This is a genomic window from Rothia mucilaginosa ATCC 25296 (assembly GCF_000175615.1).
In the GTDB taxonomy this organism is placed as follows: domain Bacteria; phylum Actinomycetota; class Actinomycetes; order Actinomycetales; family Micrococcaceae; genus Rothia; species Rothia mucilaginosa.
Window position 1 is genome coordinate 113,958 of record NZ_ACVO01000004.1, and the last position, 24,431, is coordinate 138,388.

The window sequence follows — 24,431 nt, forward strand, 5'->3', positions numbered from 1 at the left end:
ATTTACTCTAATGGATGTTCAAAAACAAGTCCGCTGCAGCACCCGTACGGAACGGGAACTGCAGCGGACTGCCTATATTCAACCGCCTATACGGCGGGGTGCGTGGGGCTTAGAGGCTCTTGACGAGTTCCTCGGTAGCCTCAGCGATAGCCTTCTCCTCGTTGGTGGGGATGACCAGCACCTTGATAGCGGAATCCTCGGTGGAAATCACGCGCGGCTCGGGGGAACGCTTAGCGTTCTCTTCCTCGTTGTACTTGATACCGAGAGCGCCGAGGCGGTCCAGGACCAGCTTGCGGAAGTCGCCGGAGTTCTCACCGATACCAGCGGTGAAGATCAGTGCCTGCGCGCCGCCAACAACCAGGTTGTAGCCGCCAATGTACTTCATCAGGCGGTAGGAGGTCATGTCCAGTGCGAGCTGTGCACGCTCGTCGCCGGACTGTGCGGCCTCAACGACCTTACGCATGTCGTTGGAGCCAGCCAGTGCGAGCAGACCGGACTCCTTGTTCAGGATGGTGTCCAGGCGTGCACCGTCAATGCCCTCACGAATCAGGATGGTGGTCAGTGCCGAGGGGTCGATGTCGCCGGAGCGGGTACCCATGATCAGGCCAGCCAGCGGGGTGTAGCCCATGGAGGTGTCGACGGACTTGCCGCCCTTCACAGCGGTTACGGACGCGCCGTTACCGAGGTGAGCAACGATGCCGTTGAACTCGTCGCGTGCAATGCCGAGCATGTCAGCTGCAACGTGGGAGACGTACTCGTGGCTGGTGCCGTGGAAGCCGTAGCGGCGGATGCTGTACTTGTCAGCCAGGTCGTAGGGGATCGCGTAGCGCCATGCTTCTTCAGGCATGGTGGAGTGGAACGCGGTGTCGAAGATAGCGACCTGCGGCAGGGAGGGCCACTTGTGCATTGCTGCGCGCATGCCCTGAGCGTGTGCGGGGTTGTGCAGCGGTGCCAGCGGGGAGAGGTCGTCGATCTGCTGGACAACTTCCTCGGTGAGCAGGGCGGGGTGGGTGAACTTCTCTGCACCCTGCACCACGCGGTGGCCGACTGCCTGCAGCTCACGGCCTGCCAGGACGGGCTCAAGCTTCTCGGACATGATGTCGAATGCGACTTCGTGGTTGGGCACGTCGGTGCCGATGTTTTCGACGAGGCCGGAGGTCAGCATCTGCTCTGCCTCGGGCAGGGAGGTGTCACGCACCTGGTACTTCAGGGAGGAAGAACCAGCGTTCACAACGAGAATAAGCATGAAAGTATCTCTTTCGTAGTTTTCTTTTCTGCTCCATTCTCGCACTTTTCGAGCCTGCGTGCGAGACGGCCCCGACTGTGTTTTTAACGGGGGTTTTTATCGCGGGCGGTATCAGGGCATTATCGGGGGCAGGAGGGGCGGGTGTGCACAGTGTGGCGCCGTACTCGTTCAGAAGTGCCACCGACGAATCGGTCCAGGCTATAGGTTTGACCCTATAGATTCGCATTTCGTCCTCGATAGTTCTTGGAGAAAAACGTAGTACTTGGGTCAGCTCACGCATCTAAATTCACCACTTCTTTGAAACGATCAAGGTTAGAGCGCGAGTGAAGGACAATCACAACCTGCTTGTCACTACCCTCGATAGCGCACGCCATCGATTCGAGCTCAGTGCGCTCCTCTGACGGAGTGAGACCCTTCAAGGTCTCATCAAGCAACACAAGCCGGGCAGCGCCTTCACGTAACACGGAACGCGCAAGCATGAGCCCGCTCGAATTCGATGCTTCAGATGCGAACGGATCGATATCTGGTACGATTACCACTTCGCCTTGGGGATACCGGCGGTATAGAGCATCAAGCATGACGGACTTCCCCGCGCCAGTTGGTCCAATCAAGGCAACCATAGAACACCCAGAGTCAAGAACGCTCTCAAGCAGAGCCAGGTCAGCAGACCGCACGGGCGGATAAGAACGGTCGGCCCGGTACTCTTCAAGCATCCGAACACGCTCCGCAGTCAAGCTGACTACACCAACCTGTTGCAGCGTCTCCACCGTAGATTGGGTACCAGATGACAGAGTCACTGCAAAATATATTACGACCGCGGGAGCAACCACTGAGTTCGATCCTTCGACCATCAGTGCCAATACCACTGCAGAAACATTCAGTGACAACACAAGCAACTGAATCAGTCCCGTACGCAGTGCGTAGGCGTTCGCCAACTGAATCGAACTGCTGACGTATGCAGCCTCCGAATGAGCGTAGGCTTCTTCTCCAGCCCGACGCAGCCCTGCACTGACGGGCGCAGCGTGTAAGCCAGCCTGGGCCCCAGCCACCCCGATGAAGTCACCTCGGCGATTGGCAGCCGTCGTCGAGGCAGGGAGAATCCACTTTGAACCCTGACGCATAGCAAGCATCGCTAGGGGTGCTACCGCCAACACAGCAATTATGAACAGCGGGGCGCCAGCCACTGCGCCTCCGATGAGCATAAAGGTCTGTAAAATGACCATAAATACCGAACCCAGGGCGCTAGGCACCGACATCTGAAGGTCGGAGAAGTCTTCACCCATCCGCCCCATGACCGCACCGCTTGTTCTAGGACTAGCGAATCGATCGAGCCTCCGTATAACCCGGTCGTGCAAATCGCTCAGCCTAGCGATGGGAGCCCAGTAGAGCGGGCCAAAGAACATGACGGACCCAACAATTGCTGCCAGTGCACAAGCAGCTGACACTCCAGCAACCTGAGCAGACAGCCCATCACTGTGAGCAATCGTCAATGCAAAAGCAACTTCGGATCCGCTCAAGAGTAGGGCGCCACACGTAATCCACACCAAATGCGGTCCAAACAACAACAGGGCCGATCGTCGGAATGTGGCACGCTTCGGCTCAGGGTCAGGAAGGTCCTGTCCCTCGCTCACCTCCATCGAACCAGCATCTGCCTCCTTAACTGCCCCGGGGCTATGAGCCTGCAACTCAAGAGGGTCTACCCTCGCATCATTGCCGGGGGTGAAGGCACTCGGTACGTACTCCTCCGAGCTTGCCAGAAGTGTGCACGTTGGCACGCACTCTAAGATCCTCTCGGCAACCACTTCTCGTGTTACAGGATCAAGCGCTGCGAACGTATCGTCCAAAATTAGCCAGTCCGGTTTGTCTGCCAAAACGATAGCGACAGCAGCACGGTGTCTCTCTCCTGACGACAAGGTTGTTGCGTCTTGCCAGAACCGCCCGATCACATCCTCAGTGAGCCCCATATCTAAAGCGAGGCTAGTGAACCGGGATACCTGATGTGGCGAAGCAGAAGCTCGCCACGCTGACAACACCGAATGGGACACTTCCGGGTTGCGTGGTACGAAAGCAGAATCGGGGGTGGTCACGGATGTGCGCAATGCTTCAGCGCGCTCAGACGTAGCTGCAAGCACCTCTCTAGAATTTGAAGGCTGCCCCACCCAGTCCTGCTGTTTAACCGTGCAATTTGGAGACGACTCGAGCTTGTCGAGCTCACGCATCATTGGCACAGCGAGCCGAATAACCCGATAGTTTACGATGTTGTTCTGCACCGCTGCGTACAGGTAGCGGGCTGCCAAAATAATTCCAACGCCGAAATGAGCGGATGGCCAGAGCCACGCGCCGAGAACCGCAACCACAGCGAGCACCGCAGTTAGTGCTCCCCGTTCAAGGAATCCATTCAGGACCTGCAACGGGACCCGTCTGCGTAGAAGCTGCTCTTCGGTGTTTCGGATGCTAGCGACCTTGTCCAGGGCGGTACCCCAGCTGGGGATGCTTCGCCCTCGAGGCAGCGCGTTTGCTACACGCTGAATCCACTGCCTACGCTCTCCCTCTAGAGCGACGTACTGTTCCCATAGTCGGCCCACCAAGTTGATGAGACGGACGCTGACGAATACCAATCCAGTGATGAGCAACGCAGCGATTGCGCCGCTTGCACCATATAGCGCGAGCGAAGCCGCGAGAAAGGCAATAATCTGAACGGTTGAAACGGCGAAATCAACAACGAAGGCAAACTGGCTGATCTGTCCTGGGTATGTGAGAACATGTCCGTGAGCTTCCGGCGGATGGGATGACCTACTAAAGATGTCCCGGAAACGGCGGTATGTGAGCTGTCGAACCGCGATCGTGAGAATAAGCTCCTGGCGTTCCTTCACCCAGTACCCTAGGCTTTCAGCCAGGAAAGCGAAGATGAGTAACCAAATAGCACTGCCTGGGGTCCTCTCACCTGACGTTACCTGGCCGATACCTGCCGTAATCATCAGAGCCCCTGCAACATTCAGTAGGCCAGCGGTGAAGACGGTGAAACTCGTGCTCGTTGGCGCGAATATCAAAGCAAGCCAGCGGATCCGTCTCGGCAGGTTCCGCGCTATCCTTTGATAGCGTACATACAAGTGCTCGATGGGCATGTCTCTCAGATGCAGGCTAGGAGCGCTCTGTGCTTCGCCCCGTCGCTTGTGATTAATCACCATTATGTTTCCAGTCATTCGGTATTCGAGTTCAGGTGTACGGCCTCGTTAAACCGCAAAATAGATAGCCAGAATACTTTCTGGTGTTCTGAGTGGTGGAAGCACCCGGAAGCATTATGTCGCCTGACCCTAATGTAGCAGACATGGGATGAATCACACGGCGGCTACAGGAGCCTTACACAATGGTGGCGTGAGCAGATGGATTACCACATACCGATACTTATGTCTGCAACCGGCCCGTTCCGCTACTGCAAAGATGGATTCCACGATTCTGCCAGTTATAGGCGGGATACATTCCGGTGCGGCCCCTCCCCTGTTTCTACGTTTGCGGGCTATTCTTCGTCGTCATCAACGGCGGGCAAGCCCAGCAGGACGGTTCCCGCCTCGGTGAGGGACCAGCGCATCGTGCGGCCAGCCTTCATACCCTCAACAAAACCAAGCCCCTGCAACAGTTTGAGCCTATCGCGCAGAGTCGGCGCCGTAACCCCCAGCACCTCCTGCAACTCGCTCGAAGTGGGCGCAACCGGCGCACGGAAAATCTGCACCTGCCCCAGCAGGTACAGTAGCCGCAGAACATCATCGAGCTTCTTAGAAGTCAGCCCGGGAGTGCCACCCGTCCAGGTGCGGCTGCCCTCCAGCTCAGCGATACGCTTGCCAAGACCACGCCACGCACGGTCGCGTGACTCCAGTTCGTCTACCAGGTGCTCCTGAGCCTGCTCGATCAGCCCCAGAAAAACATGCAGAAAACCGGTCACCTCACCGTAGTTGAGGGGTTCTTCCGCCGTGCTAAACGCCTTGTAGTAGCGGCTCTTCTGAATGTTGAGCGTGCTCGGCAGGGTGAGGGTCGTCAGCCGGGTGAGTGTCTGCCCCAGGTGGGCTACCAGCAGGTACCTGCCCAGGCGGCCGTTGCCGTCGTAGAAAGGATGCGTGTATTCCACCATGAAATGCGCGGCGATTGCGGAGAATAGCGCCGGCACGTTCGGGTTGAGGGCATGGTTGAGTGCCGCCTGCACGTTGGCGATGATGGTTGCTTCACTGTCAGGGGCGCGGTGAATTTCGCGTGTGTTGTCGTGAATAACCACGGGTTTGGTGCGGAATAGAGCCCCGTCTGGGCGGTCTTCTTCCGCGAGGTGCCCCTCGAGTAGCGTGTTGTAGAGGCTGCGCACCTGCTCGACTGTGGCGGGTGGGCGGCCTGCCCCCAGGTCTTTGAGGAGGTTCACGAATTCGACGGCGCGCTTAGCGCGGGGGTCCTCGCTGTCGCCGGAGGTGAGCGCCTCAGAGATGAGCTGCCGTGTGGTGTGCACACCTTCGATACGGTCGGACGCCACGATGCTGCGTACTGCCAGGTCGAGTAGGTAGCTTTGCATGGCGATGCTGGGCAGTTGGGAGCTCAGCTGTTCAATGTGCCGTTCACGGCGCATGATGCGTTCGAAGGATGCGAGCGCGATGCGGTCTGCCAGGTAGAACAGGGGGTGCTCCCCCACCGTGAATTCGTTGAGGAGGTAGGTGGAGTGGCCGTTGCGGCGTGCCTGCAGTTCGGTTTGTGCGGCGGCTTTGCCGCGTTCGTGGAAGATGCTTTTGAGGGTGCGGTACCTTGTGCCGGTGGTATTCACGTGTGCCCTCCTTGATGGTGTAAAAAATCGCGGTTTTTTTCATTATCCTCCCAATTTTCAGGAAATAGTGAAAAAATCCGCGATTTCTTTCATAATCCAGGTCACAAATAGGTAGTTAGGGTGCCGGCAGGCTCCCGACTCAGACCCCTGCAGGGGCGCATCCTAGTGGGAAGCCGCACCCACCGCTTATTTGTTCTGTTCCTTCATTCGTTCCTTCACAAAGCTGTTGAAGCCCTGCGGCTCAAGGATATGAGACGCCTTCCACTTGTCGGGCCGCTCCGCGGTACGGTGCAAACGCACATAGTAGGCGGGGCTGATGCTTCCTTCGACCTTCACGCAAACCGTGAGCCAGTAGGGGTTGTCACCGCCAGGAACTTTCAGGGTCGGATCATCAACCAGTTCAGCACTAGTGACGGTTCCCTTGAAAACATCAATACGAGAGTTAGGCCCGTAGTGGTTTTGCAGTTTGGGGTCAATCATGGGGTAGAGCTCTTCAGACCATTCCTTGTACGGCTTGCCGCTGGTGTATGCGGCGACAATTGCTTTCGCGGCTTCAAGAGCCCGACCACGGTCTTCGTCAGTGATGCTATTGAGGGTGGGAACGCTGGAGGGTTGCTGGGGTCCACCACCGGTTCCCGCCAGGGGTGAGGGGTCAAGGCTCACGGTCGGGGTCGCTGCCGCAGTGGTGGATGCCGCGATGGTGCTTGCCTCTGCACTCGGGGAGGCGGTCACCTCGGTGACGGTGGGGGTGCGACCTGCGGTGGTGGTTGCGGGTGCGGGAGTAGTAGAGGTGGGGGTGGGGGTGCTGGTGGCGGTAGAGGTTCTGCCGGTGATGAGGGTTCCGCCCGGTGCGGAGCTATCGGTGCTAGCGGAGCAGCCGGTGGCGAGCAGGGCAAGTACAGCAGCGGCTGCGGTGATTTTGCGGGTCATGGAGAGGGGCTTTCTCTGATGAACGGTTCTATGTATCGGTGTGATGTGTCTAGGCGGGGCAGTGTAGCGTTGCGGCCGCCTGCGGTTGGTGTCTGCGTCGGGCGTTGACGCATAGTGGGTGCGTGGTTCGACATCGGATTATCGGTAGAAATTCGGTGTTTTTCGTGCAGTCCAGCTCATATCATGGTAGCTCAGTGCGAGCGCCTGCAGGATATCTGTAGGCATGATAGGGTATCTTTTGACACCGATAAATACGTGCCGCCGTGTTTTTGCGTCTTGCAGTCCTCGATGTTGTGTTCTGGCTCAGACGCTTTGCCTGCGGCACCGCATAGTTTCTCATCACTCATTCAATCTCTGCCCTCCTGCTGGGGGTGGGTTTGTCGCGCCCCGAAATTGTGGGGTCTACGTATTTTGGAGATTGTTATGGAGAACAAGGGCGGAGTAACTATCCCCCGCTGGGCTTTCGGACTGGCAGCAGCTGTCGTCGCCCTCCTCGTTGTACTGGTCATCGTGCTGATTCCGCGCGGCGGCGATAATTCCAACACCTCCGCTTCGGGCGGCTCGAACGGTGCAGCTCAGTCGAAGGCCACCTCAACGGTAGCGGCAGGAACCTGCGGCGCTGGCGCCTCAGACGACCAGGCGGTACTGGACGCAGCCCCCAAGGACACCACCTGGGTAACCACTGATGGGGGTTGGATGGGTCCGGTATCGAAGACCGCAGGCCCGGTAGCAAACTCGCCGATTCGTAACTGCTTCGAGCACTCGGCTGAAGGCGGATTGTACGCCGCAACCTGGGCATATATTCAGATGGTAGAGTCCCCGAAGGACTATATGCCGACTATTGTTGGCCCCGGCGCCGATACGCTCCGCGAACTCCGCAAGAAGGACACTACGACCGCTCCGGTTCTCCACATTTCCGGCTACCGTTACATCTCCTACACCCCGGAGCGCGCAACGGTGCGACTGCTAATCAAGACCCCGTCGGCTACGTACTGGTCTGCCGATATTGTGATGGAGTGGCACGATGGTGACTGGCACTATTGGGCTCCTACTACTCCTACTGAAGCTGGCAAGGCTGACCCGGACGAGTTCATTACCTGGGGCTCCTAAAAACTAACAGCCTGTATGGGCAATAAAACGCGGTGGGGCACGACCTTTCAGCAGGTCGCGCCCCACCGCGTTTATACGTTTAGAGCACCTCGGGGTGGACCGCCACCTCCACGGCGGCAGGCAACACGCGCGCACTAATGCGGTACGCCGACGGTGCCGGATCACCATCCACCTCAACAGGCTGCGCACCATCCGGGAACTCCAACACCACCTCAGACCCCACCAGGTGGCGAATCACCGGTAGCTCAATACGCGGCGAACCCAAAATCGTGCGGCGCGTAACCTTCGCCATCAGCAGCCCCCACTCCACCAGGTCACGCGGCGACGCCACAATCACCTCAAGATTACCGTCATTCACATCCGTCATATCCGCCAGGCGAATACCACCCTGCAGGCGGCCACAATTCGCGATCAGCACCGACCGCATCGGCAAAGTACGAGGCTCCCCACCGTCCACGCTAATGCGCACCGGGTGCGACCTGCCCAGCATATGCTTCATGCCGGACTGCACGTACGCCACCCACCCAAACTTTGCCTTAATGTCCTCGTTCGTGTCGTTCATGACGAGCGCGTCAAAGCCTGCACCACTCATCACAAAGAACGTGTGTTCGGTTTCTTCGCCGGGGGTGCTCGTCGTCGTCATCTCAATCGCATCAACAGCCTGACCTGCACCGTTGAGCGCAATATTCACACACGCCGCCACGTCACTGACCGGAATATACAGGTTACGCGCCAGCAAGTTACCGGTGCCCATCGGCAGAATACCCAGGCGCGGCTTGGTCCCCTCATGATGCGCCAGCGCCGCCGCCACAGCACGCACCGTACCGTCACCACCGGCAGCGATGAGCAGGTCAACGCCCTCAGCGATCAGCTCGCGGGCGGCATCGGAACCGGGCTCGTCCACGCGGGTGGTGCGCACCAGCGGCTGCGAGTGGCCGTTCGCCGCGAGGGTGCGTTCCAGAATCTCGATGGCCGCCGCAGCGCCGGGCTTGCTGGGGTTGTACACCACACCCACGCGCTGCGCCTCACCGGTGGGCAGGGTCGGCAGAACGCCGAAGGGTGCACCCAGTTCGATAGCGCGTCGGCGTGCTTCACGGCGGGCACGAGTGACGGAGGCGGTCAGCGCCGCCGCCGCGGAAACACCAAGAAGTTTACGGTATAGAGGCATAGTTCTTAGACTACCGGGATACGCGAAAACCCGCCCACCGTTTACGCGGTGAGCGGGTTTTTCAGCTGGTTGTGAGATTACTCAGCAGCTACTGCGGGGATAACCTCGGCGCCACCCATGTACGGGCGAAGAGCCTCCGGAATACGGACAGAACCGTCAGCCTGCTGGTGAGTCTCCAGGATGGCAACCACCCAGCGAGTCGTCGCCAGGGTGCCGTTCAGGGTCGCTACGGAGCGGGTGCGGCCCTTACGCACGTTGCCTGCCTCGTCCACGGTGTCCGGGGTGCGCTCGCGGATGTTCAGGCGGCGCGCCTGGTAGGTGGTGCAGTTCGAGGTGGAGGTCAGCTCACGGTAGGTGCCCTGGGTGGGGACCCACGCCTCGCAGTCGAACTTGCGGGCTGCGGAGGTGCCCAGGTCGCCTGCGGCGGTGTCAATCACGCGGTATGCGAGGCCGCAGCGCTGCAGCATTTCCTCTTCGAGGGACAGCAGCTTCTCGTGCATTTCTTCTGCCTGCTCAACGGGGCAGTACACGAACATTTCAGCCTTGTTGAACTGGTGCACGCGAATGATGCCGCGGGTGTCCTTACCTGCGGAGCCTGCCTCGCGGCGGTAGCAGGAGGACCAGCCCAGGTACTTCTTCGCGCCCTTCTCGAAGTCGAGAATTTCGTCGGTGTGGTAGCCGGCGAGCGCCACCTCGGAGGTGCCGACCAGGTACAGGTCGTCGCGTTCGAGGCGGTAGATTTCGTCGTCGTGCTTGACGTTGAAGCCGGTGCCGTTCATGATTTCGGGGCGTACCAGGGTGGGGGTGGTCATCATGGTGAAGCCGTGCTCGGTTGCGAGGTCGAGCGCCATCCACATGAGTGCCTGCTCCAAGCGTGCTACCTGGCCCTTGAGGAAGTAGAAGCGTGCGCCGGAGACCTTCGCGCCGCGTGCCATGTCGATGCCGTCGACGAGTTCGCCGATTTCGAGGTGGTCGCGCGGTTCGAAGCCTTCGGTGGTGAAGTCGCGGGGGGTGCCGACTTCCTTGACGACTACGTAGTCGTCTTCACCGCCGACGGGTACGCCGTCGATGATGAGGTTTTCGATGCTGCTGATCAGTTCCTCGTATTCGGCGGTTTTCGCTTCGGAGGCTGTCTTTGCTTCGTTGACGCGGGCGGCAAGTTCCTTCGCCTGTGCGACGAGGGCGGGCTTTTCTTCCTTGGGTGCCTTTGCGACGGTCTTGCCGAAGGCATTCTGCTCGGCGCGCAGGGTCTCGTATTCACCGATGAGTGCGCGGCGTGCGGTGTCGGCTTCGAGGATGCGGTCGACGTGGGTTTCGTCCTTGCCGCGTGCTCGCTGGGAGGCGCGGAAGACGTCGGGGTTTTCGCGGAGGAGGTTAATATCAATCACTGTTTTATCCTACCTAATCTTGCGGTGGGTTGTGGGCGGGGTTTGCGCTGGTGGGGCGCGGGTAGCTACGGAGGGTATCTAGTGGCGCTGCAGCTGTGCGGGGCGGCCGTTCGGGAAGAGCGACTCGACCCATTCGTGTGCGGCGTCGAATGAGCCGTCGGAGTGGATGCTGTCGACTTCGGTGTTTTCGTGGTCGGCGCGCGGGTAGGAGCCGAGGAATTTCAGCGTCGGGGAGACGCGGTGCAGGCCGCGCAAGGCGTCGCGCATGCGTGCCTCGTAGACGTGGCCGTCGGCGTCGATGCTGAACGAGTAGGAGCCCATACCCTCGCCGGTGGGGCGCGATTCGATGCGGGAAAGGTTCACGCCGCGTACGGAGAACTGTTCGAGCAGTTCGAGCAGGGCGCCGGCGCGGTTGGTGGGCAGCGGCACAGTCAGGGTGGTCTTGTCGGAGCCGGTCGGTTCGGGGATGTCGGCGGTGCGGGAGAGCAGCACGAAGCGGGTTACGGCGTTCTTGTTATCGCCGATGTTGTCCTGCAACACGTGCAGTTCCGGGTGGTAGTTCAGCAGCGCCGGGGAGCAGATTGCCGCATCGTAGGTGCAGCCCTCTTCGAGCAGGCCGACAGCCGCCGCGGCGGTGGAGGAGCCGGGCAGGTAAGCGGCGGCGGGTACGTTCTCCTGCGCCCAGCCGCGCACCTGCGCCCAGGCGTGCGAGTGGGTGGAGATGGTCTTGACGTCTTCAATGCTGATGGGCTTTGCAGCGACCAGCACGAAGCGGATCGGTACGAGCACCTCGCGGATGATGCGTACACCCTCGCTGGCTGCGATAGCGTCCAGGGTGGCGCTCACGCCGCCCTCCACGGAGTTTTCGATGGGCACCATGGCGGCGTCCACCTCGCCCGCGTTCAGGCGTGCGAGCGCGTCGGGCACGCTGGTAGCGGGGATGCGTTCGGCGTCGGATGCGCCGGGGACGCTCAGCAGGGCGGATTCGGTGAAGGTGCCGGAGGGGCCAAGGTAGGTGTATCGCATGCCACTATAGTAGCGTCTGCCGTGGATGGGGGCGCCGAATTCGGTGATAGGTTACGGTCTTTGGCGGTAGTTAAAAGCCCCCACCAAAGTCACTAGCCTATGGTCGAAAAACTTAAGTCATTACTGAAAACCCATGCAACAGCTGAAACCGCTACCTCACGAACTGGCGCACCCGCGCGGTGTCCCAGTACTGGGCGGGCACGCCTCCACCCATGAGCTCACGGGCGATAGCGGCAGCCTGCACGGAACCAGCCTCCGGCAGGGGCGCGTGCGAACCGGCAATAATGACGTTGCCGCGGCGGCGGCCCTTCAACATTGCCGAATCCGCCACAATACACACGTACTCAAACACCTCAAGCAGGGCGGACGCCTCCGCGCGGGCACCGGTCAGCGCCGGCCCGTCACCGCAGTTCAGGATGTACAGGCCACCGGGTGCCAGCGACTCGGCGACGGTGCGGGTGAACTCGACGGTGGTGAGCGCCTCGGGCGTGGTGTCCCCGGCGAATACGTCACGAATCAGCACGTCGCGGGATGCGGACGCGAAGGTCGCGGTGACGGCACCCGCCTCGCCCACGCGAATCTTCACGCGCGGCGCCTTGGGAATGTCGAACCAGGCGCGCACATACTCGGCGAGCTTGGCATCCAGCTCAACGACGGTGTTGCGGCTGGTCGGGTACAGGTCGGCAAAATAGCGCGCCATGGAGCACGCGCCGCCGCCCAGGTGGGTGATGCGCAGCTTTGCGGCGTCCAGGTGCTCCTCCACGTGCGAGGAGACGACCGCCGCGATCCAGCGCATGTACTCAAAATCCAGCTGGCGGGGCTCACCCACAATCACGTGGGAAGACTGCACACCATTAATGAGTAGCAGCCAACCGTCGGCATGGTAGCCGTCAGGGACCAGCTCCGCCTCACCCGTAGAAATCGGGTACACGCCAGCGGCGGCACCCTGCACGGGGGTGTTCTCGGTATCGTCGATGCGGTTCTTCTGGGTCTTCTGCGTCTTCTGGGTTTTCTTCGGTGCCCTGCTCTTTTTCGCCATACCCACTAGACTAGCCGACAGCCCGCACGCCCCTAGCGTACACACCCGCAAGGAACCGCCTCCACAGGGGCCGGCTGAGTAGACTAGAACCCATGGGATTTGTATGTCAGGGCCGCTACGCGCTCGCACCAATTGAACCGACCGACGCCGAAAAATACGTCAACCTGCAGCTAGACTGCATGGAGCAAACCTACGACCCGATCTACTTCGACACGCTCGGGGAAAGCTTCACCGCCCGCCACCGCGCCGAACGCAACGAATACCTCGAAGACTTCCACCGCCACCTCTCCTCCCCCACCGTGCGCGGCTTCTTCGCCTATGAGGTGCCCGGCTGGACCCCCGACGGCGGGCTCTCCTGCTCCATCGGCGCACGCATCGACTGGGATAAGCCGGTCGGCCTGGCGCTCTCCCTGTGTGAGCCCTCCTCCTGGGAACTCGAACGTGCCGACAACCTCCCCGAACTGCCCACAGGCACCCGCAAACTCGTACACCTGTACACCCTCAACCACACGCACGGCACCGGCCTCGGTCAGGCACTCTACGAATCCGTCATCTACCCGGACGAAAACTCCTACCTGTGGGTCATGGCTGAAAACGAACGAGCGCTCTCCTTCTACGAGCGGCTCGGCTACCAGCGCAACAGCATCGAATTTGAGGCACGCGGCATCTGGGCGCCCGGCCACAGCGTACGGTACGCGCGCATCCTCAACCCCTAAACGGCACACCACAACAGGGAAATAGCCTGCCCACATGACGCAGCGCACCGCACACCCTGTTAGGCGCCACCCCCACAACGCCTTAAGATAGAAGAGACCTATAAGCTCGACGCACCCGCGCACAGGAGCACATACACCCCTGCGCAACCGCGGGACCCAGCGCCGAACATCGCATAGAAGGACAGTAAAACAATGACCACCGGTCTTTACCTCTCCGCTATGTCCCAGAACTCGGGCAAGTCCCTCGCAGCCCTGGGCCTAGTAGACTCCCTCATCAAGCGCGCAGACCGCGTCGGCTTCTTCCGCCCCGTCTTCGACGGCGCAACCATCGCCGACGACCCCATGGCACGCCTCATCCGTGAGCACTTCGGCCTGACCGAAGAGCAGGTCGGCGGCGCAGTCTCCATGACCGACGCACTCGCACTCATCGCAGAAGGCGACACCGAAGAAATCTCCGCACGCGCAGTCTCCGCCTACGAAAAGGTCGCAGCAAACAGCGACGTCGTAATCGTCGACGGCGTCTACCTGCCCGCCAACGCGCTCTCAGTCGAATTCGACCTGAACGTCCAGATTGCCCGTGACCTCGGCCTGCCCGTCATCGCAATCGTCGGCGCACAAGAAGCAACCGTCGAAGAAGCAGTCACCGCAGTCGACGTGGCACGCACCGAACTGCTCGCCTCCAAGGCAGACCTGCTCGCAATCATCGTCGGCCGTGCAGAACCCGAACTGCGCGAAGAAATCGAGAACTCCGTCAAGCGCGGCGACGCAAACCTGCCCGTCTACGTACTGCCCGAAATCCCCGAGCTGAACGCACCCACCGTCGGTGAAGTTGCCGAAGCCCTCAAGCTCGACACCGAAGGCATCAAGGCAGAAGACCTCAGCCGCGATATTCACGGCATCAAGGTCGCAGCAATGAACGTCTCCAACTTCCTGAACCAGTTCGTCGACGGCGACTTCGTTATCGTCCCCGGCGACCGTGCAGACATCGTTGCAGCAACCCTCGCATCCGCACTGGCACCGACCTTCCCGGCACCCTCGGGCGTGCTACTCACCGGCGGTCTGGACGCACTGCCCGGCAAGAACACCGCAGTCGGCTCCCTCATCGACAACGCACCGTTCCCCGTGCTGTCCACCACCAAGGACACCTTCAAGTCCGCACGCGCAGTCTCCCGCGTCCGCGGCGCCCTCGAAAGCGGCCACCAGCGCAAGCTCGCAGCAGCAATGGGCGGCTGGGACGAGCACGTCAACAAGGACGAACTGCTCGCACGCCTCGAAATTGAGCGCCCCGCATCCATGACCCCGCTGCGCTTCCTGCACAACCTCATCGAGACCGCACGCGCAAACCGCCGCTCCGTGGTCCTGCCCGAGGGTTACGACGTGCGAATCCTGCGTGCATCCGAAATCATTGCTCGCCGCGACTTCTGCGACCTGATCCTGCTCGGCAACCCCGCCAAGATCGCAGAGATTTGCCAGGCCGAAGGTATCGAACTGCCCAGCACCGTTCGTATCATCGACATCGAAAACAACGAGTACACCGAGGACTTCGCAGCAACCTACGCTGAGCTGCGTGCACACAAGGGCGTCACCATTGAGGCTGCTCGCGAGCGCATGACCGACCCCTCGTACTTCGGCACCATGCTGGTTTACAAGGGCATCGCCGACGGCATGGTTTCCGGTGCAGTGAACACCACCGCGAACACCATCCGCCCCTCGCTCGAGTTCATCAAGACCCGCCCCGGCACCAAGATCGTCTCCTCCGTCTTCCTGATGCTGATGGAAGACCGCGTTCTGGTCTACGGCGACTGCGCAGTGAACCCGAACCCCAACGCAGAGCAGCTCGCCGACATCGCGAAGGCATCCGCGGAGACTGCACGCCAGTTCGGCGTGACCCCCAAGGTTGCTATGCTGTCCTACTCGACCGGCACCTCCGGCGCTGGCGCAGACGTGGACGTTGTGCGTGAGGCAACCGAGCTCGTGCGCGCATCGAACCCCGACTTCGCGGTTGAGGGCCCGATCCAGTACGACGCTGCTTCGAACATGTCCATTGCGTCGACCAAGCTGCCCGGCAGCGAGGTCGCTGGTCAGGCTACCGTGTTCGTCTTCCCCGACCTGAACACCGGTAACAACACCTACAAGGCTGTTCAGCAGTCTTCGGGTGCTGCCGCTGTGGGCCCGGTTCTGCAGGGTCTGCGTAAGCCCGTGAACGACCTGTCGCGCGGTACCACCGTTGAGGACATCATCAACACCGTTGCGATCACCGCAATTCAGGCACAGAGCCTGTAGGGTGCACGCGGCGCTGTAGCGTGAAGGCTGCGGCATTCCGTTGATATAGAAATCTCCCGCACTGGGCGGGGCATGCCTTGGAGGTGTGCTCCACCCGGTGCGGGAGATTTTTTGTAATTACAGGGATTTTTTTGGGGGCCGCTCCCCCGGTTAGTCTTTGCGGCGGGCGGGATATGCTCGGTCGAGGCGCACATAGTTAATCACGCCAAGAACAGCCATACCCACGGCGGTCAGAACCGAGTCGAGGGCGGGCGGGAAAAGCCAGGTGAGCCCCGCCTCCACGGTGTAAGCGATGAGGCGGCAGACAAGGTAGGCACACGCCGCCACGAAGAGCGCGTAGGCGACGATAATGCCGACCGCGCGGGGCTCATAGCCTTCTCGCCGGGCACGGAGGGCGGCACCCAGCGCGTTACCCAGATACAGGGCGAGAGCACCGACGACGACCGCGGCGGTGAGGGCACCGTCGAGGAGCGTGCGCGGGGTCAACGGTGCGGTGCCTGCCTCATAGAAGAGGTTGAGGATGCGCACCGCGGCGTAGGCGTAGCAGAAGATGACTGCCGCGCGGATGGTGAGGGGTAGGTTGGTCCAGAAGGTTTTCATGCGGCCCCTTTCGAGGTGGAGGGCGGGCTTCTGTCTGAGTGTTACCCCAAGGATACCTAAAAACACCGGTGTGTGATGTGAATCAATAGCGTTTGGGCTGGTGTGTTCTGCGTGCGGGGCGGGGTGTTTGGTGCGCCGAGTTTAATCGCCGAGAAGCCACATGTGTTTCGAAAAGCAACATGTTAGGTGGCTTCTCGAAACACATGTGGCTTTTCGAGGAGAAGACGGGTAGAGAATTTTTGTAATTACAGGATTCCACCACCCCTACCCCGTGAGCCGGTGACCACCCAAGCAGCGGCAAACCGCCCGGGCTGCTAGGCTGCTGCTATGACCACGACTGACGAAACCCTCCCCCTGGGACTCTACGAACACCTCAAGAGCACCTCACTCATGGGCCGTACCATCCCCGAAGGCGCGCAATGGCAGGAAGAAATCCTCCAAAAAGACGACTACAACATCCCCGAACTGCTCACCCAGTTCTTCGCCACCCAGCTGGCCCCCGCCCTCGAAAGCCTCAAAACCCCCGCAGACCAGGTGGAACTCATCAACCGCATGATGGAGCTCCTACCGCAGGATGCCGAAGAGCAGAACGATTCGTTGCTGACCGATGACGATAGCAACGTAATTCAGATGCGCGAGCTCACTCTCACTGACGCAAAAACTACGCGCCCCGATATTCCTCTGAGCGACGTTGCTCTGATGACGAATACTTCTAAAGACCTGAATCTCAATACTGAAATTCAGAAAGAATTAGAAAGTGCAGACCGTGTAGATTTGCTCTGCTCATTTCTTAAAATGTCCGGCGTTAATAGTTTGAGTGAGCAGCTTAAAGCTATTAAAAATCGCGGTATCCCTTTCCGCATTATTACCACCACCTACATGGGCGCAACCGACCGCAAGGCTATCGACCGCCTCGTCGAAGAGTACGGCGCGGAGGTGAAAATCAGCTACCAGGGCGACAGCACCCGCCTGCACGCGAAGGCCTGGCTGTTCCACCGCAATACTGGCATGTCCACCGGCTATGTGGGCAGCTCGAACCTGTCCAGTGCCGCGCTCACTGACGGCCTGGAGTGGAATGTTCGCATCTCTAACCCAATTACACCCGGCCTGATCCGCCAGTTTGAAGGCCTGTTTGAAAGCTACTGGAAGAGCGGTGATTTCACCTCTTACACCGCCTCTGACAAGGAGAAACAGGAGCTCGACACTGCCCTGGCCAAGGCGGATATTACCGGCCGTAAAAGCAAGGGCCTGGAGTACGATATCGACTCGTCTCTACTGGATGTGCACCCGTTCCCGCATCAGGTGCGCATGCTTGAAGAAATGCAGAACGCTCGTTCTAAGGGTCGTCACCGCAACCTCGCCGTGGCTGCAACCGGCACCGGCAAAACTGTGTTCTCGGCTCTCGATTACAGGCGCCTCTGCGAGCAGTCCGGCAAAAAGCTAAAGCTGCTTTTTATTGCGCACCGCAAAGAAATTCTTGACCAGGCGCGCCGCACTTTCGGCGACGTCATGCTTAAAGGTAATTTCGGTGAGCTCCTGACCGGCGGTAAAAAGCCTGAATATAATGAGGCTGTTTTTGCCACCATTCAAACCTTGTCAGGTGCCGCCCTCGAAAATTATGCACCGGACTATTTCGACGTCATCATCATGGACGAATGCCACCACATTAAGGCCGCCAGCTGGGACAAAGTTTTCAACTATTTTGAGCCCCGCGAATTTATTGGCCTGACCGCAACCCCCGAGCGAGAAGACGGAGTGAACATCGCCGACAAGTACTTTGACGGCTACGTGGCGACCTCAATCCGCCTGTGGGACGCACTCGAAGACCACCTCCTCGTACCCTTCCAGTACTTCGGTATTGCCGATGGCACCGACCTGCGCCGCATCAACGTTCGGGGCGGCAAATACGACGAAAACGCCCTTGAGAACCTGTACACCAAGGACGAGGCTGAACGCCGCCTGCGCATCATCGTGGAGGAGCTACGCGAGAAGGTCGACAACCCCCTGCGCATGAAGGCGCTCGGCTTCTGCGTGAGCGTGAAGCACGCCGAATACATGGCGCAGAAATTCAACGAGGTGGGTATTCCCGCCGACTTCTTGGTCGGTACAGATTCCGCCGAGCGCCGCGCCGAGGTCATGAAAAACCTTGCAGACGAAGCGCACGAGCTGACCACGATCTTCACCGTGGACCTGTTCAACGAGGGCGTCGATATTCCGAGCGTCGACACCCTCCTGATGCTACGCCCCACCCAGTCGCTCACCCTCTTCCTGCAGCAGTTGGGCCGCGGTCTGCGCCGTGCACCATTGAAGTCTGTTCTGACGGTCCTCGACTTCGTGGGACACCAGAACAAGAACTTCATGATTCACAGCAAGTACCGCGCCTTTGCACGACAGGGTACCCTGACCGAGCAGGACATTGAGAGCCCTGAACTGCCGGCCGGCTGCCACTTCCACCTGGACGAGCTGACTCAGAAGCAGGTCATCAAGAAGATTCGCGAGTCCCTACGCATGAACCAGAACGCCCTCATCGACACCGCAAAGAGCTACCTGGAAGATATACGCCGAAACTCCACGGAACCCGATATTCGCCCCACCGTCATTGACTTCATCAACCGCTACGGATTGGGACTGCCGCAGATTTACGGCCGTAGCAGCAAGGTGACCCTGCCCGGTGTCGCTAAGCCCGTCGCAACGACCTGGACCAGCCTCCAAGCCGCAAGTGGACTGTACCCCGACCTGGTGGTTCCCTTCCAGGACAACGTGGCCGTCGAGACGAATAAGCGCGTCAAGGCACTCACACACGTGCACGATACGTTCCGCATTAACGCATACCTGGAGCTGCTGAACACGGACATCCTGGAACAGGACATGACCGAAGAACAGCGCCGCCACGCATGGATGCTCCTGTTCTCCATCTGGCCGAAGGCCAAGTGGGACGGTTCTTCTGAGAAGTTTAGCCTCAACGAAGGCCTGGCGACTCTGCGTAAGAACCGCGGCATGCTGCAGGAGATGGAGAGCGTATGGAACTTCAACGCCGGTACGGATACCACCTCCACCCTGCCGCTCTTTGAGGGTGAAGGCGTCCCCCTGCGCACTCACGCCCTCTACTCCCGCGAGGAACTATTCGCCGGACTGGGCGGCCAGGAGGAGAACTTCAAAGTACCCGGCGGCGTGGTCAACGGTGTTGTACCCTTCGACCCGACGAACACCACCGCGCTACTGGTGACGCTGGAGAAATCTGAGAAGCACTTCTCCCCGGCCACCATGTACAAGGACTACGCCATCAGCACTGACGAGTTCGCATGGGATTCGCAGAGCGCGACAACCCCCGAAAGTCCGACGGGTCAGCTCTTCCAACACCACGAGGAGCGAGGCCGACGCATCGTGCTCTTCGCCCGCCAGCACAGGGAGAATAGGCTCGGCCCCGAACCCTACATGTGCCTGGGCACCGTGAAATACATTTCTCACGAGGGTTCTAAGCCGATGCATATTCGCTGGTCGTTGGACCGGCCGATGCCGGCGTCCATGTTCCAGATCGCGAAGATTGCCTCGTAGGTCGTAAATAACCGCAGCAGGCGGCCCCGGATGTTTGAACATTCAGGGCCGCCTGTTTCATATGGACTACTCAGTGCCGGTGAAAATTCGGTAATGACCTAGCAATTTCAGTCATGACTTAGCGTCTTTGGTAATGGTTAAAACCCCAGCCTGAAGTCACTAACCCATTACCGAAAAAGCTAAACCATAACCGGCCCACACCTACCTGGTGCATCCGGAGATTCGGTCATGGGTTACGGATTTGTGCCATAGGTTAGCGTCTTTGGTCGTAGTTAAAAACCATGGTCGAAGACATTAAACTACGACCAAATTTCTGCGAAGGCTCCACCTCCACACAGGTGAAAATTCGGTAATGACCTAGCAATTTCAGTCATGACTTAGCGTCTTTGGTAATGGTTAAAACCCCAGCCTGAAGTCACTAACCCATTACCGAAAAACCTAAACCATAACCAGCACCCGCCTACCTGGTGTATTCGGGGTCGCCTACTTTTTAGACAGAGGTTTTCGATAGGTTAGTGTCTTCGCCGTGGGTCTTTAACCCGCAGTGAAAACACTAACCTATCGACAGGGCCGTAACCTATCGAAGAATCCCCCTATCGACAAACCCCCGCCCCCATACCGCGTAACAACCCGTAACACCCCCTTGCGGTATACCCCCATAGGGTATACACTTAAGCCATGGAAACCACTAGCAATCAGTGCTGCCACAGCACATCCACCCAGGTCAGCACCGCATCCGGCGCCCCCACTGAGGAGCCCACCGAGGCGCACACCGGCGCATGCTGCAGCGGCGAGGCACCCGAAACCCAGCACGGCTACACCTCCAACAAAGAGGCGCACCTCAAGCGCCTGCGCCGCATCGAAGGGCAGGTCCGCGGCATCGCCCGCATGGTCGACGAAGATAAATACTGCATCGACATCCTCACCCAGGTTGCTGCGGTCTCCAAGGCGCTCCACGCCGTCTCCCTGAACCTGCTCGAAGAGCACATCGGCCACTGCGTGACCGGCGCCGCCATCGAATCCGAACGCACCGGCGACCCGACCATCGCAGAGGCCAAGGTCAAAGAGGCAACCGCCGCGATCTCCCGCCTCATGCGCAGCTAAACGCGCCGCAAACCACTCGGCGACCCCAAGTTTTCAACCCATTACCGAAAGGAAATCATCATGAGCACCACCACCGTTAAGGCAACCGGCCTGACCTGCAACCACTGCGCTATGAGCGTCAGCGAAGAGATCAGCGAAGTTCCCGGCGTGACCGGCGTGAACGTGGACGTCGTCAAGGACGGCGTCTCCACCGTGACCATCGAGCACGAGGGCACCCTTAACACCCAGGCTGTTGCAGACGCTATCGTGGAGGCTGGCTTCACCCCCGCCGTCTAGCGCGGCAGCCGGCTCGATTAGGAGTCATCATGGCTTACCCTCCGCAGTACATTGCGATGGTTGTTGGCGCGGTTCGCACCCTTGTCGGCGCCGAAAACATGCACCTGCGCGACGCGATCACTCGCGTGGCCAGGCAGATGAATCTGGATGCGGCGCTGGTCGATTCGTGGGTGAAGCAGAGCCCCGAATATACGGCACGTGAGGATGCGCCCGGTGCGGCGCGACGTAGCGGCACGAGCGCGAATAAGCGTTCCGCCGAGCACGAGCAGGGCGTGAAGGCGCGTGAGAAGGCGAACGCTTCGCCGTTCCCGCGGGCTGCCGTGAAACGTGCCTACGGTGTGTCTGATCGTGGCGCGAAGGTGACCGGTATTCGTCCGCATACGAGCAGGCCGGATGGGTTGCCCGGCGACCACTAAGCCGCCGTAGCATTACTCCCGCCGCCACGTTTTCAGCCTCGCGGTTTTACCCGCAGCTTTCGCCCTCGCGCGCGTTCGATGCCGCGTCCCGATACTGCACCATACACCGTCCGGGGCGGGGTCCTTCGGGGCCCCTCCCCCGGCTTGGTGTACCTTTTTTCTACCCTCCCGTTTTTGAGTTTTGAGGAAGTATTGTGTCTTCTACACAGCCTTCAACAAGCACCCGTGAGCCCTCATCACAGAGTGAGCGTTCTCTTTTTAATTCCACCGGAACGACCGTAAAATCAACGGAGTCAACCCGAATCATCCACGTGGATATTCAGGGTATGACCTGTGCATCCTGCGTGGGTCGTGTGGAGCGTAAGCTCCGCAAAATCCCCGGTGTTGACCCGGCAGTGAACCTGCCGCTGGAGTCGGCGCGCGTCATCGTACCTGAGGGTGTGAGCGACGAACAGATTGTTGAGACCATCAACAATGCCGGCTACACGGCGCACCTTAAGAACGGGCCGCGTGCGGGCGCTGGAACGAACACGAACGCATCCGGCGGCGGCAACCATCACAGCACTCCGAGCATGAATGGCGGCTTCACTGACCGCATTATTTATGCGGCGATTTTGGGTGTGCCGATTTTCTTGATTTCGATGTTCCCGTCGTTCCAGTTCCCGAATTGGGGTTGGGTTGTGGCGGTTCTGACGGCGCCGGTTGCGTTTTGGTGTGCTGCGCCGTTCCACCGGGCGGCGCTTATTAATGCGCGTCATGGCTCGTCCACGATGGATACGCTGGTGTCTCTCGGCGTGGTGTTGGCGTATTTCTATTCGCTGGCGCAGCTGCTCATGAACCCGGCGTTGACGGCGCATGTGCATCATGCGGGCGGTAGTTTCTGGTCGATGTTTACCGGCAACCATGCGCCGCTGTATTTTGATTCGGCATCCATGGTGACGCTGTTTCTGCTGATTGGTCGCGCGATTGAGCACCGTACTCGCAATCGTTCTTCGGAGGCGCTGCGCACCCTGCTGAGTATGGGTGCGAAGGAGGCGACTCTGCTGCGCACCGATAAGCAGGGCGTGACGAAGCAGGTGCAGGTTCCGGTGGAGGACCTCATGCCGGATGATCTGTTCCTGGTGCGCCCGGGCGAGAAGATTGCCACGGATGGTGTGGTGGTTGAGGGTTCATCGGCGGTGGATGCGTCCCTGTTGACGGGTGAGTCTGTGCCGGTGGAGGTGCATCCGGGTGATGCGGTCACGGGTGCGACGGTGAATACGTCTGGTTCGTTGACGGTGCGTGCGACCCGTGTGGGCGCTGAGACGACTCTGGCGAAGATGGGTGAGCTGGTGGCGAGTGCGCAGGAGACGAAGGCTCCGATTGCTCGCTTGGCGGATCGTGTTTCTGCGGTGTTTGTGCCGGTGGTTTTGGTGATTTCGGCGCTGACTTTGGTCGGTTGGTGGCTGGTTTCTGGTGACGGTGCGGCGGCGTTTAATGCGGCGGTGACGGTACTGGTGGTGGCGTGCCCGTGCGCTTTGGGTTTGGCTACTCCGACGGCGCTGCTGGCGGGTACGGGTCGCGGCTGGCAGTTGGGCATTTTGATTCGTAATGCGCAGGTGTTGGAGGCGACGAGCACGGTTGATCGCGTGGTGCTGGATAAGACCGGTACGGTGACGACTGGTGAGATGTCTGTGGCATTCTACGGCACCTTTGGTGACTATGAGTCGGCGGGTGACTTGTCCGGTATTTCGCCGGATTCTACCGGTTCCAAGAACGAGCGTTCCCTGTCTGTTCTACGTGATGCTGCCGCCGTGGAGGCGCTGAGTGAGCACCCGATTGCCCGCGCGATTGCCGGTTTTGCCCGTGAGCAGGGCGTGCTGGTGGAGGGCGCATCGGCACCGAGCGTGAGCGACTTCGAGGGTATCCCCGGAGGCGTGCGCGGCGTGCTGAGCGGCGCGGGTGAAGGCACCGAGAATGGCGCCTCCCAGCTGGTTGTTGTGGGTACTCCCGAGTACCTGCAGGCGGCGGGTGCGCAGCTGAGCGAGGCTCAGTTGGCCCTGCTCGATCAGGCTCGCCGGGCGGGTCTAACGACGGTGGTTGTCGCCCGCGGTGAGGCCCCTGATGATGCCCCGAACGGTGAGGCCCTGAGCAGCACCTCCGCTCTGCAGCCGGTCGGCATGATTTCGGTTGCCGACACCCCCAAGCCGGAGGCCGCCGAGACCATGGCGCAGCTGCGTGAGCTCGGCCTGGAGCCGATCCTGCTCACCGGTGACGCCCCGCAGGTTGCGCAGGCGGTCGCCTCGCAGGTCGGTATTTCGGCTGAGAACGTGTACGCCGGCGTGACCCCGGAGGGTAAGTCGCAGGTGATTGAGAAGTTGCAGGCTGCCGGTCACCGCGTGGCGATGGTCGGCGATGGCGTGAATGACGCCCCGGCGCTGGCTCTTGCTGAGCTGGGCATTGCGATGGGTTCGGGCACGGACGTTGCCGCGGAGGCAGCCGATATCGTGCTGACCCGCTCGGATGTCGCCTCGGTGGTCACGGCGCTGCGCCTCTCCCGGGCTACGCTGCGCACCATTAAGTCGAACCTGTTCTGGGCGTTCGCCTACAATTCGGCGGCTATTCCGGTTGCCGTGGCGGGCCTGCTGAACCCGATGATTGCGGCTGCGGCAATGGCGTTTAGTTCGGTATTTGTGGTGCTGAATTCTATGCGTCTGACGGCGTTTAGGAAGTAGCGCCCTACCGTTATACAGAATGAATTGCCCCGCGCGATTTCAAACGAAAAATTCAAAAGCGC

General features: G+C 60.1%; 17 protein-coding genes. 8 read left to right on the plus strand and 9 right to left on the minus strand.

All coding sequences use genetic code 11. The annotated features are described in order from the left end of the window. Positions 1 to 109: 109 nt before the first annotated feature. From ROTMU0001_RS01130 to ROTMU0001_RS01145, 4 genes are all read right to left on the minus strand, one after another. Positions 110 to 1,246: an acetate/propionate family kinase gene (locus ROTMU0001_RS01130; RefSeq protein WP_005507659.1), complete on the minus strand. Its 1,137-nt coding sequence runs from the start codon at positions 1,244 to 1,246 to the stop codon at positions 110 to 112. A 272-nt stretch (positions 1,247 to 1,518) separates the two neighbouring features. Next, positions 1,519 to 4,371 (minus strand): hypothetical protein, encoded by a 2,853-nt coding sequence (locus tag ROTMU0001_RS01135; protein ID WP_245534268.1) that lies wholly within the window; start codon positions 4,369 to 4,371, stop codon positions 1,519 to 1,521. A gap of 392 nt (positions 4,372 to 4,763) precedes the next feature. Further along, on the minus strand, positions 4,764 to 6,044 hold the full coding sequence (locus ROTMU0001_RS01140) for a Fic family protein (protein ID WP_005507661.1): 1,281 nt from the start codon (positions 6,042 to 6,044) through the stop codon (positions 4,764 to 4,766). Positions 6,045 to 6,230: 186 nt separating this feature from the next. Further along, positions 6,231 to 6,974, minus strand: coding sequence for a hypothetical protein (locus ROTMU0001_RS01145; protein ID WP_005507665.1), 744 nt, complete (start codon positions 6,972 to 6,974; stop codon positions 6,231 to 6,233). Between the two features lie 423 nt (positions 6,975 to 7,397). Here ROTMU0001_RS01145 and ROTMU0001_RS01150 point away from each other — a divergent pair, with 423 nt between their 5' ends. Continuing rightward, positions 7,398 to 8,084, plus strand: a complete 687-nt coding sequence (locus tag ROTMU0001_RS01150) for a DUF8175 domain-containg protein (protein WP_005507666.1) — start codon at positions 7,398 to 7,400, stop codon at positions 8,082 to 8,084. A 79-nt stretch (positions 8,085 to 8,163) separates the two neighbouring features. On the opposite strand, the gene ROTMU0001_RS01155 is transcribed toward ROTMU0001_RS01150, so the two are convergent. The 4 genes from ROTMU0001_RS01155 to ROTMU0001_RS01170 form a co-directional block, all read right to left on the minus strand. After that, positions 8,164 to 9,252 (minus strand): diacylglycerol/lipid kinase family protein, encoded by a 1,089-nt coding sequence (locus ROTMU0001_RS01155; protein ID WP_005507668.1) that lies wholly within the window; start codon positions 9,250 to 9,252, stop codon positions 8,164 to 8,166. Positions 9,253 to 9,329: 77 nt separating this feature from the next. Next, positions 9,330 to 10,640: a serine--tRNA ligase gene (serS, locus tag ROTMU0001_RS01160; RefSeq protein WP_005507669.1), complete on the minus strand. Its 1,311-nt coding sequence runs from the start codon at positions 10,638 to 10,640 to the stop codon at positions 9,330 to 9,332. 78 nt (positions 10,641 to 10,718) lie between these two features. After that, on the minus strand, positions 10,719 to 11,666 hold the full coding sequence (gene pheA, locus ROTMU0001_RS01165; protein ID WP_005507670.1) for a prephenate dehydratase: 948 nt from the start codon (positions 11,664 to 11,666) through the stop codon (positions 10,719 to 10,721). A gap of 151 nt (positions 11,667 to 11,817) precedes the next feature. Next, entirely contained in the window at positions 11,818 to 12,705 is an 888-nt protein-coding gene (locus ROTMU0001_RS01170; protein ID WP_005507672.1) for a spermidine synthase, read from the minus strand. Positions 12,706 to 12,797: 92 nt separating this feature from the next. On the opposite strand from ROTMU0001_RS01170, the gene ROTMU0001_RS01175 reads away from it, so the two are divergent. Then, entirely contained in the window at positions 12,798 to 13,421 is a 624-nt protein-coding gene (locus ROTMU0001_RS01175) for a GNAT family N-acetyltransferase (RefSeq protein WP_005507675.1), read from the plus strand. Positions 13,422 to 13,613: 192 nt separating this feature from the next. Continuing rightward, on the plus strand, positions 13,614 to 15,704 hold the full coding sequence (gene pta, locus ROTMU0001_RS01180; protein ID WP_005507676.1) for a phosphate acetyltransferase: 2,091 nt from the start codon (positions 13,614 to 13,616) through the stop codon (positions 15,702 to 15,704). A 150-nt stretch (positions 15,705 to 15,854) separates the two neighbouring features. Here pta and ROTMU0001_RS01185 read toward each other — a convergent pair whose 3' ends face one another. Continuing rightward, on the minus strand, positions 15,855 to 16,304 hold the full coding sequence (locus ROTMU0001_RS01185; protein ID WP_005507677.1) for a hypothetical protein: 450 nt from the start codon (positions 16,302 to 16,304) through the stop codon (positions 15,855 to 15,857). 327 nt (positions 16,305 to 16,631) lie between these two features. Here ROTMU0001_RS01185 and ROTMU0001_RS01190 point away from each other — a divergent pair, with 327 nt between their 5' ends. From ROTMU0001_RS01190 to ROTMU0001_RS01210, 5 genes are all read left to right on the plus strand, one after another. Further along, positions 16,632 to 19,859: a DEAD/DEAH box helicase gene (locus tag ROTMU0001_RS01190; RefSeq protein ID WP_005507678.1), complete on the plus strand. Its 3,228-nt coding sequence runs from the start codon at positions 16,632 to 16,634 to the stop codon at positions 19,857 to 19,859. Positions 19,860 to 20,537: 678 nt separating this feature from the next. Beyond that, positions 20,538 to 20,963, plus strand: a complete 426-nt coding sequence (locus ROTMU0001_RS01195) for a metal-sensitive transcriptional regulator (protein ID WP_005507680.1) — start codon at positions 20,538 to 20,540, stop codon at positions 20,961 to 20,963. A 60-nt stretch (positions 20,964 to 21,023) separates the two neighbouring features. After that, positions 21,024 to 21,239, plus strand: a complete 216-nt coding sequence (locus ROTMU0001_RS01200; protein ID WP_005507682.1) for a heavy-metal-associated domain-containing protein — start codon at positions 21,024 to 21,026, stop codon at positions 21,237 to 21,239. A gap of 29 nt (positions 21,240 to 21,268) precedes the next feature. Next, positions 21,269 to 21,655: a hypothetical protein gene (locus tag ROTMU0001_RS01205; protein ID WP_005507683.1), complete on the plus strand. Its 387-nt coding sequence runs from the start codon at positions 21,269 to 21,271 to the stop codon at positions 21,653 to 21,655. Between the two features lie 311 nt (positions 21,656 to 21,966). Then, the gene (locus tag ROTMU0001_RS01210) at positions 21,967 to 24,369 is read left to right on the plus strand and encodes a heavy metal translocating P-type ATPase (protein WP_005507684.1); all 2,403 of its coding nucleotides are present in this window, start codon (positions 21,967 to 21,969) and stop codon (positions 24,367 to 24,369) included. Positions 24,370 to 24,431: the final 62 nt, after the last annotated feature.

Coding starts and splice junctions, on each gene's coding strand:
- ROTMU0001_RS01200 (WP_005507682.1), top strand. CDS start 21,024: ATGAGCACCACCACCGTTAAGGCAACCGGCCTGACCTGCAACCACTGC.
- pta (WP_005507676.1), top strand. CDS start 13,614: ATGACCACCGGTCTTTACCTCTCCGCTATGTCCCAGAACTCGGGCAAG.
- ROTMU0001_RS01205 (WP_005507683.1), top strand. CDS start 21,269: ATGGCTTACCCTCCGCAGTACATTGCGATGGTTGTTGGCGCGGTTCGC.
- ROTMU0001_RS01135 (WP_245534268.1), bottom strand. CDS start 4,371: ATGCCCATCGAGCACTTGTATGTACGCTATCAAAGGATAGCGCGGAAC.
- ROTMU0001_RS01145 (WP_005507665.1), bottom strand. CDS start 6,974: ATGACCCGCAAAATCACCGCAGCCGCTGCTGTACTTGCCCTGCTCGCC.
- ROTMU0001_RS01175 (WP_005507675.1), top strand. CDS start 12,798: ATGGGATTTGTATGTCAGGGCCGCTACGCGCTCGCACCAATTGAACCG.
- ROTMU0001_RS01195 (WP_005507680.1), top strand. CDS start 20,538: ATGGAAACCACTAGCAATCAGTGCTGCCACAGCACATCCACCCAGGTC.
- ROTMU0001_RS01130 (WP_005507659.1), bottom strand. CDS start 1,246: ATGCTTATTCTCGTTGTGAACGCTGGTTCTTCCTCCCTGAAGTACCAG.
- ROTMU0001_RS01170 (WP_005507672.1), bottom strand. CDS start 12,705: ATGGCGAAAAAGAGCAGGGCACCGAAGAAAACCCAGAAGACGCAGAAG.
- ROTMU0001_RS01190 (WP_005507678.1), top strand. CDS start 16,632: ATGACCACGACTGACGAAACCCTCCCCCTGGGACTCTACGAACACCTC.
- pheA (WP_005507670.1), bottom strand. CDS start 11,666: ATGCGATACACCTACCTTGGCCCCTCCGGCACCTTCACCGAATCCGCC.
- ROTMU0001_RS01185 (WP_005507677.1), bottom strand. CDS start 16,304: ATGAAAACCTTCTGGACCAACCTACCCCTCACCATCCGCGCGGCAGTC.
- ROTMU0001_RS01155 (WP_005507668.1), bottom strand. CDS start 9,252: ATGCCTCTATACCGTAAACTTCTTGGTGTTTCCGCGGCGGCGGCGCTG.
- ROTMU0001_RS01150 (WP_005507666.1), top strand. CDS start 7,398: ATGGAGAACAAGGGCGGAGTAACTATCCCCCGCTGGGCTTTCGGACTG.